The 9,146-nt window shown below is 64.9% G+C and carries 7 protein-coding genes; 1 reads left to right on the forward strand and 6 read right to left on the reverse strand.

Going from position 1 to position 9,146, the window contains the following annotated elements; all coding sequences use genetic code 11:
- Positions 1-17 precede the first annotated feature (17 nt).
- From mdtD to ACE3UG_RS21050, 3 genes are all read right to left on the reverse strand, one after another.
- Positions 18-1,523 (reverse strand): multidrug transporter subunit MdtD, encoded by a 1,506-nt coding sequence (mdtD, locus tag ACE3UG_RS21040; RefSeq protein ID WP_374627570.1) that lies wholly within the window; start codon positions 1,521-1,523, stop codon positions 18-20.
- A 179-nt stretch (positions 1,524-1,702) separates the two neighbouring features.
- Positions 1,703-3,571 (reverse strand): glycoside hydrolase family 15 protein, encoded by a 1,869-nt coding sequence (locus tag ACE3UG_RS21045; protein WP_374627572.1) that lies wholly within the window; start codon positions 3,569-3,571, stop codon positions 1,703-1,705.
- 540 nt (positions 3,572-4,111) lie between these two features.
- A complete protein-coding gene (locus ACE3UG_RS21050; protein ID WP_374627573.1) occupies positions 4,112-4,831 on the reverse strand; it encodes a GntR family transcriptional regulator in 720 nt (239 codons plus the stop codon).
- 291 nt (positions 4,832-5,122) lie between these two features.
- Between ACE3UG_RS21050 and ACE3UG_RS21055 the strand changes: the two genes are divergently transcribed.
- Complete coding sequence (locus ACE3UG_RS21055) at positions 5,123-5,881, forward strand: 2-keto-4-pentenoate hydratase (protein ID WP_374627574.1); 759 nt, start codon at positions 5,123-5,125, stop codon at positions 5,879-5,881.
- Positions 5,882-6,118: 237 nt separating this feature from the next.
- Here ACE3UG_RS21055 and ACE3UG_RS21060 read toward each other — a convergent pair whose 3' ends face one another.
- The 3 genes from ACE3UG_RS21060 to ACE3UG_RS21070 all read right to left on the reverse strand — a co-directional run.
- Positions 6,119-7,477 carry an ankyrin repeat domain-containing protein gene (locus tag ACE3UG_RS21060; RefSeq protein ID WP_374627576.1) on the reverse strand — a complete coding sequence of 453 codons (1,359 nt, stop codon included), beginning with the start codon at positions 7,475-7,477 and terminating at the stop codon, positions 6,119-6,121.
- 403 nt (positions 7,478-7,880) lie between these two features.
- Positions 7,881-8,831 carry a LysR substrate-binding domain-containing protein gene (locus tag ACE3UG_RS21065; RefSeq protein ID WP_374627578.1) on the reverse strand — a complete coding sequence of 317 codons (951 nt, stop codon included), beginning with the start codon at positions 8,829-8,831 and terminating at the stop codon, positions 7,881-7,883.
- 107 nt (positions 8,832-8,938) lie between these two features.
- A partial coding sequence (locus tag ACE3UG_RS21070) for an NAD(P)(+) transhydrogenase (Re/Si-specific) subunit beta (RefSeq protein WP_374627580.1) occupies positions 8,939-9,146 on the reverse strand: 208 nt, incomplete at its 5' end.

Below are 9,146 nucleotides of genomic sequence, written 5' to 3' on the forward strand. Positions count from 1 at the left end.
GAAAAAGTAAGCCGCGCTTAGCGCCTAAGATCGGTGGTGGACGCGTGTTGCATCTCGCCCCCCTCGTCCTCGCCTCCCTCCTCCCCCTCGCCAGCCGGCCCCGCCGCCGGATCTTCCACGCGGCGGAATATGACCGCCGACGCGAGCGTAATCAGCCCGACGCACAAAAACGTCAGACGAAACCCCGCCACGGTGCTGCCCACTCCCACTGCGCCCACCGCGCCCACCGCGCCCACTTCACCCACCGCGCCGGCCTGTCCCGCCAAATGACCGAACAGCGCCAGTAACTGGCCGCCAATGGTCACGCCCAGTCCCAGCGCCAGCATCTGCGCCATCGAGAACAGGCCATTGCCCGCACTCGCGCGACGCGTACCGAGATCCTTCAGGGTGACACTGTTCATCGCGGCGAACTGCATCGAATTCGCACCGCCGAAAATCGCCAGTTGCAGCACTCCCAGCCCCATCGGCCAGCCGGGGCCGAATAGTGCGAAGCTCGCAATAGCGCCACCAACCACCACCGTGTTCACCATCAGAAAGCGTGTGTAGCCGTAGCGCAGCACCAGCGGCGTGACCAAGCGCTTGACGAGCACCCCCGACAGCGCGATCGGCAACATCATCAGCCCCGAAGCGAGCGGGCTATACCCCATGGCCACCTGCAGCAGCAGCGGCAACAGAAAAGGCACGGCGCTGCTGCCAATGCGGGCGACGAGGTTGCCCAACAGTCCAAGGGTGAAACTTCGCGTCTCGAAGAGTTCGAGCGGGAACAATGGCGCGGCACGACGCCGGGCGTAGGGCCAATAGCCCAGCGTGGCAACGACGCAAAGCAACGCCAGCGCCAGGGTCACGCCCCATCCACGCTCGGAGAACGGATGATCGAGCGCCAGCGTGAAGGACACCATCGCCATCGAGAGCAACACGAAGCCTGCCCAGTCGAAGCCGGTGCCGAGGGCCTCGGCTTGCGCCGGACGCGGTAGATAGCGCCGCACGGCCAGACTGCCGACGAGGCCGATCGGCACGTTGATGAGAAAGATCCAATGCCACGAGGCCACTTGCACGAGCCAGCCGCCCAGCACCGGGCCAATCATCGGACCCACCTGACCGGCAATCGACACAAAGGCGAGCGCCGCCAGATATTCCCCGGCCGGAAAGCTCCGCAGCACCGCAAGACGCCCGATCGGCAAAAGCATCGATCCACCCGCGCCCTGCAGCACTCGCGCGGCCACCAGTTGCGCCAGCGTGTGCGCCATCGCACAACAGATCGAACCGAGCACGAACAACAAAATCGCGACGAAGTAGACGCGGCGCGTACCGAACCGGTCCGCCAGCCAACCCGATGCCGGCGTCAACATCGCCATCGTCAGCGAGTAGGCGACCACCACGGGCTGCATGCGCAACGGGTTCTCGCCAAGGCTCGCGGCCATCGCGGGCAGCGCCGTGTTGACGATGGTCGTATCGAGCGCCTGCATGAAAAAGCCCGCCGCTACGATCCATAGCAGAGCAATGAGTGTCTTGTCTGGCTTCATGCGGCGCAGTCACACGGCATGGCGGCTGACCATGTCGTAATCAAGAATTAAGCAAAAGCAGAATTCTAGCGCGCTTCGCGCATGCTCACCGACGCCTTTTTTCGTCGGCGCCGATGAGCGCCCTCCTTGACGCAAGCCGTGAATCAGGCCGTGAATCAGGCCGTAACCCAGGCCCTGATTCAAGCCCTGGCCGCGCGATATCCCACATGCTCGAAGCGAGCTTCGTCGTCGGCGTCGCGTTCGTCCGCCGCAGGATCCGCACGGTCATCGGCGAGCGTCTCGAGGCGAATGGCCGCATGCACGAGCGCGATGTGCGAGAACGCCTGCGGGAAGTTGCCGACCTGACGCGCGTGCCGCGTGTCGTACTCCTCGGCCAGCAGACCGACGTCGTTGCGCAGCGACAATAGCCGCTCGAACAACTGCCGGGCATCGCCTTGACGGCCGATCATCACCAGACAATCGACCATCCAGAAGCTGCACGCGAGAAATGCGCCCTCGCCCGCCGGCAAGCCGTCGTCCACACGGCTAGTACGATAGCGCTGCACCAGCCCGTCGTGCATGAGCTCGCGCTCGACCGCCTCGATGGTGCCGATCACCCGCGGATCGTCCGCCGGCAGGAAACCGACAAGCGGAATCATCAGCACGCTCGCGTCCATCTCCGGCGAACCGTAGGCCTGCATGAACGCATTGCGCGTTTTGTCGAAACCGTGCGCACAAACGTCGGCATGAATCTCCTCGCACAAACGCCGCCAGCGATCGATCGGCCCCGGCAAGCCGAAGCGCTCGGCCGATTTGATCGCACGATCGAACGCGACCCAGGCCATCACCTTCGAATACGTGAAGTGCTGACGTCCGCCCCGAACTTCCCAGATGCCCTCGTCCGGCTCGCGCCAGACGGTCTCGAGATGCGCCACGAGCTTCGTCTGCACCTCCCACGTGGCGTCGTCGAGCGACAATCCGCCCAAACGCGTCTGATGCAAGGCGTCCATCACTTCGCCATACACATCGAGCTGCAATTGTCCGACCGCGCCATTGCCCACGCGCACGGGCTTCGCGCCTTCGTAGCCGGGTAGCCAATCGATCTCCCACTCGGGCAATCGCCGCTCGCCCGAGAGTCCATACATGATCTGTACCTGCGACGGCGCCCCGGCCACGGCACGCACCAGCCAGTGGCTCCAGTCGCTCGCTTCGGTGTAGTAACCGCCGAGCATGAGCGCCTGCAACGTGAGCGTGGCGTCGCGCAACCAGCAATAGCGGTAGTCCCAGTTGCGCTCACCGCCGAGCTGCTCGGGCAGCGACGTCGTGGGCGCGGCCACCACGCCCCCCGTCGGCACGAACGTGAGTGCCTTGAGCACGATGAGCGAGCGGCGAATCGCGTCGGCCCAGCGGCCGTCGAGCTGGCAGCGGCTGGCCCACGTGCGCCAATAGCGTTCGGTATCGGCCAGCGCGGTGAGCGGATCGATCTCGCGCGGATCGGCGTGATGCGAGGGCACGCGCGAGAGCACGAACGGCACAGTGTCGCCCGCCTTCACGTCGAATCGAGCGCGCAGGCTGCCCGGCACATCCTCAATGTCGACAGGCGTGCGCATCACCACCTTGTCGGGCCCGGCGATGAGACGCATGCCCGGCCCGGTGGGATCGTCGCCATCGAGCGGACGCGACCACGGCACCGATGCCCCATAGTCGAAGCGCAGGATCAGCTCCATCGACATCGATACGGTGCCGTGAATACCCTTGACCAGCCGCACCAAATCGGCAGCGCCGTCGCGCAACGGCATGAAATCGATCACGGCGACGCACCCCTCCACGGTCTCGAAACGCGTCTCGAGAATCAGCGTGTCGTCGTGATAGCGACGCGTGGAGCTCACGTGCGGATCGTCCGGCGCGAGCTTCCAGCGGCCGTGTTCCGGACCGCCAAGGAGTGCTGCGAAGCAGGCAGGCGAATCGAAATACGGCCAGCAGAGCCAGTCGATGGAGCCATCGCGCGCAACGAGCGCAGCGCTTCGGCAATCGCCAATCATTGCGTAATCTTCAATTCGTGCCGGCATGCCCACCTCGCAAATGAGAGAAGTACGTCGCCCCCATCGGGCGACGGGGGGACGCAAGCGAGCGAAGCCTTATGTTACGCGCGTCGTCGACATGCGGCCATCGCGCCGACGACGGGACGTAGTGCCTTCCGAAGATTTTGCCAAGCGTCATGCATTCCCTCCTTGCGGCGTTGCCGTCGCAGCAGATTGATCGGTGGCCTCTCGTGCGCCAGTTCAAAAACCGACAGGCCACCGGGAGAGAAGTTCGACACCGCGCATCAACACGCGGCGAATCCGCATCGATGATGCGACATGCACGTCATGCGCTTACGTTGCAGCGTCGGCGCGACGGTAAGTGGACAGTGAACGGACAGTAAGCGGACATAAGGGGACGGAAGCGGACGGAAGGCGTCGGCCAAGCGACCATGTATCGCTGATGGAGGCACGTCCGCGCGGCAAGGCAGCCGCCCAAGGCGCGGCCGTGCTCGACGCAGGATGGGGGCGGCTTGCGTGTCGCGTTGTGAGTCCGAGGAGGGGTCAAGCGTGCGGTGCGCCAGGCCCTCACGCGGCCGCACGTCGATGAGCGAGCACGCTGGCGCACTTGGCCATCAAGTGCTCACGCAGCAGCCGCCCGAGCGCCACGCCGTCGCGCTGGCGCAAGGCGCTCAGCATGGCAACGTGCTCGTCGATGGCCCGCTCCCATTTGCCAGCGTGGAGATTGGAGCGGAATCGCAACGCCTGCAGGCGGCGATTCACCGATTGATACATCTGTGTGAGCGCGGGGTTGCGCGCCGCTGCATTGATACGGTCGTGAATTCGCCGGTTGCAGTCGAAATAACCCGGCAGGTCACCGCTCGCGTGGCACGCGTCCATTGCGCAATGCAACGCCTGAATCTCGTCGATTTCCGTTTGCGTGATGCGCTCGCACGCCAATTCGCCCGCCAGGGCTTCCAGCCCGCTGAGAAGTTCGAAGGCGTCGGCGATATCGCCTTCCGAAAGCGTGACCACGCGCGCGCCCCGATTCGGCAGCAGTTCGATCAATCGCTCGACCGCCAGCATCTTGAGCGCCTCGCGCAGCGGCGTGCGCGACACGCCGAGCTGCTCGCACAGTGCGCGCTCGTTCAAATGCGCGCCGGGCGGCAGGGTGCCCTCGGTAATCATCTTGCGCAGACGATCCATTACGGCAAGATGAAGCGCCTGCCGACTGATCGGCTGCGCGTCACCGTTGTCCGGCGGATGGATGACATGGTCACGTATCGCGTTCAGGGTCACGGAGTGCATAAGCTTGGCCAGGTCGTTCGCTTTGAGAAGAAGGTCGTCGACTGCACGCACTGCACTTTCGCGGGCGATGGCACACGACACCGTCACCACGCCGCGCGAAATATTACAAAATATTACGAAGTCCGATTCTCGCAGATCGCGATGGCTTTGACTACGTTACGTGGTGTTTTCACCGATTCGGTTTTATGTGCGCGGCAATGCGTAGCGACGCCTGAATTTTGTATACGATGTGGAGCAATGTGCGTCCGGCGACTCGCTGGCGCATCGCCCTTCCCACAGGAGACGTGAAAGATGTTCGAGAACCAAGCCGCCGTCGAATCGCTGGCCCAGCTGCTGGCCGACACCCGCCGCGGCGACACGCCGATCGATACGCCCGCACCCGCGCTGCAGCCGGTCGACGCCAACGCGGCCTATGCCGTGCAACTCCGCACGCTCGACCTGCTCGGTGAGACGATTGCCGCGTGGAAAGTGGGCGCAAAGTCGCCGAAGGATCTGCCGAACTGCGCGCCGATTCCTGCCGGCGTCGTGAGCGACGCAGGCGGCACCCTGGCACTCGCCGACTTCTTCCGTCCCGGACTGGAGTTGGAAATTGCGTTCCGCCTGTCACGCGACATCAAGCCAGGCAAATACGATGAGCGTGAAGCGCTGATGTATGTCGGCGAGACGCTCGTCACGGTGGAGGTCACCGATAGCCGCTTCGCACCGACGACGCTCGACAGCCGCTTCGTGCTTGCCGATTTGCAGAACAACGGTGCCTTGGTGGTCGGTAGCGGGCGCGGTTACGATGCGTCGTTCAACTACCTGAAGCCGAAGCTCGCGTTCTCGCTCGACGGCACCGACCTCAAGCCGGCGCGCACGGGCAACACGGGCGGCGATCCTCGCGCCCTGCTCACGTGGCTCGTCAATCACAACGGCCGGCGCGGCATCCCGATGCGCGCGGGCGCCATCATTACCTGCGGCTCCTATGTCGGCATGATTCCCGCCAGAAGCAAGGGCGTGCTGCGCGGCGCGATCGACGGCATCGGCGAGGTGTGCGTCACCCTGGCGTAACGGGACGCGGCGCGCCCACGGCCTCAACGGCGCGCGGCCCGCTCGTTCGCGCCTGCAAGCATCGCCGGCGCGAGCGACGCAGTCGGCGTGACCGTGATGTCCAACTCCGGCGCGCCCGCGCGGGATAGCCATCGGATTTCTCAGCGAGCCGTCCCGCCACACGCATCTCCCGAAGCGATTTTCCGCTGCCAGCGAACGAAGCGCGGCGCCTGCGCTTGCGGCCGGCGAGGCGCATTCTCAAGATTGGAGCTTATCCAGCAGCGTGTGCACCGCCCATATCGCGTCGTTCGGATTGCCGCGCGCGTTGATCTGCGCAAAGGCCTCGATTTGCTGAACGCCGCCGCCGCCCGGCATGTCGAAATGCACCCCCATCTCGTGCAGCATGACGATCAGCCGCTCGAATTCGGGCCAGTCCGCCATGCCGCCACCGTCGCGTGACGCCATGACGGACAAGACCAACGTGCGCAGTACGCTCGCGCCGTCGTAGCCGCGCACCTGCGGATCCGCCCCCAAACGGTAGAACGCACAGACAATGGCGGCGGTGTCGTCGCGCAGCCGCGCGTCGGCGCGATCGGCGGGCCCGACGGCGATGACCGAATCGCTGCCATACAACAGCGGTGCGCCTGCCCTCGCGTAGAGCATCGGGGAATAGCCCCGAGCGTCTCGCGCGTTGAGGTCGGCGCCGTAGCGCGCGAGCAGTTCGATGGTATCGAGATCGCCGTGAAGTGCGGCGTAATGCAACGGCGAAGCACCCGGCAGAATCGGCACCGCGTCGCCGGCCGGCGCGCGGCCGTCCGGCGACGCTACATTGGCGTCGAACCCCAACGACAGCATTTTCTCGACGGCCGGCGCAGGGAACCCGCGACGTATCGAGAACAGCAAAATCGGCTCGCCGGTAAACGTCGTCATGAGACGTTGCGAATGCGGATTTCGCGGCAGCAGGTCGAGCAGCGCCAGGCCCGTGCGTGGATCGATCGGCAGCCCCGATTGTGGATCGCGCCGCAATAGGTCTCCCGCTTGCGTCACCGCGCCCCGCCAGACGGCCTCCTCGAACGGCCACTGCCGGTAGCCGGCCAATTGCAGCACGCGAAGCTCGCGCCGGGCGTTGCGCGAAGCGGCATCGGCCGTCGGCCCAGGCGCGCCAAGCCACCAACGTTTGAGCGGCGACAACGCCTTGGCGGCCGAAACGAGCGTCGACGCGATGGCGTCGTCAGGCGCGTCGCGAAGCAGGTCGCACAGATCGTGTGCCGCCTCGAGCGGCAGGCCTGCGCGCAGCAGTGTGTCCACGCCGATATCGGCGACGGGCAGGAACACGAGACATCGCAACGCCGCCATTTCCGGCGCGCTCAACAGAACGCCCCCACGGACATCACGAGGCAGCAGCGGTTCGATAAATGCCGCGACCTTGCCGAAGGGCAGCGTCGCGGTCTCGAACAGGTGCTCTCTCATGGGACTGTCGCGCGGGCACGTCGCATACTGCCGGCGCAGGTCGATCACCTCGAATCGCAACCGCTCGCTACACACGTGACGCTCGAATTCCGGGGCGAGCAACTCAAGACAATGCGGGGCCGCGCGGCCGCTGGGCGAAGGGAACATCGTGAGACTCCTGATCTGAAGGATGAGGGCACGTCGACCTGCCCGGCGGCAGGACAGTCCGCACCGGGGGCCGTGCGCACGCAGGCGCGGGCCGTTGGGCATCCTAGACACCCTCGCGGCGCGGCATATTGGCAAATCGACGTCAGCCTGTCGGGAGTCGGCTTTGCGAAGCTGGGACGAGACGCGACTTATCCACCGTTTTTGTTCACAAAGCTGTGGACAACGAACGGGCAGAAATTGCCAAGCACTTGATCGATATGGAGTTTTCGACGCAGGAGATCAGACGGCGGCCTCCGCAGGCAGATGGCCCGCAAGTGCCGCCGATTTATCCACAGATTTTGTGTCCAAGTCTGTGGAAAAGTCCTTGATGACAGGACGCAAGTCGTTGATTCGAATCGAGGATTCAGTCGGCCGAGGTTGTCGTGGCAGCGGCCTGACGCTCCATCGCCATCGCAAACCCCTTGTTGCGTTCGCGAACGACACGGTGAATCAGTTCCCACACGGTGTGCGCCACCGGCGAGAGCGAGCGGTTCTTGCGACGCACCAGCACGATGTTGCGCTCGAAGGCCGGCAACAGCGGGCGCACGGCCAACGTCGAGTTCTCCGGCAAAGGCAGCGCCAACGGCGGCAACACACTCACTCCCAGCCCTTCTTGCACCATACGAAAGATGGTGCTGACATGCCCCAGCTCCTGCGTGATGGTCCCTTGCACTTTCTGCGTAGTGAGCGCGCGATCGATCAAGGCGCGGCTGCCCGAACTTTGATTGAGCAGCACGAGGTTCTCGCCCGAGAGCTCCGACCAGTGCACCGCCGCCTGTGTGGCGAGCGGATGATCGCTGCGGCACACGAGACAGAACGGCTCGCTCATCAGGTGCTCGGTCGTGAGGTCGTCGGCGCCCTGAGGGGCGACCACGATGCCGAAGTCCACATCGCCCGCGCGCACGCTGTCCAGCACGGCGCGTTGCACCTGATCGACGAGCGCGAGCGCAACATCCGGATACGTCGCCTGCGACGCCAGCAGTACGCGCGGCATGAGCGTGGCGGAGACGGTCGGCGCTGCGCCGATGCGCACGCGCCCGGTCGTGCGCGCTTCCGCGCCGTGGGTCTGCAACAGCGCGATCTCAAGTTCGTCGAGCACGCGGTCGAGACTTGCCGCGAGCGTGATGCCCGCATCGGTCAACGCGACCTCGCGCGTCGTGCGGTCGACGAGTCGCTGGCCGAGCTGCGCTTCCAGTTCGTTGATGCAGCGGCTGATCGCCGGTTGTGTCAGGCCGATCTCGGCGCCTGCGCGGCTGAAGTTCTTGCTGCGCGCCACGACCATGAAGACCTTGAGTTGTCTCAGCGATACGTTCATGTGCTAGTGCCCTGCCGGAAAGTGAGCGAACGAGCCACCGAAATGGCTCCGGCGCGCCGCGCTCGGCGACGCGCCCCGTAACACGCGGGTCAAGCCGATCGCTTCGATCAGGCTGCCGCCTTGACCATCTCTTCGACGACCTTCTTCGCGTCGCCGAAGACCATCATGGTCTTGTCGAGATAGAACAAGTCGTTATCCAGCCCGGCGTAACCCGCCGCCATCGAACGCTTGTTGACGATGATCGTCTTGGCCTTGTAAGCCTCGAGAATCGGCATGCCCGCAATCGGTGAGGTCGGATCGGTCTTCGCGGCCGGG

Source organism: Pandoraea sp., assembly GCF_041919235.1.
GTDB lineage: Bacteria > Pseudomonadota > Gammaproteobacteria > Burkholderiales > Burkholderiaceae > Pandoraea.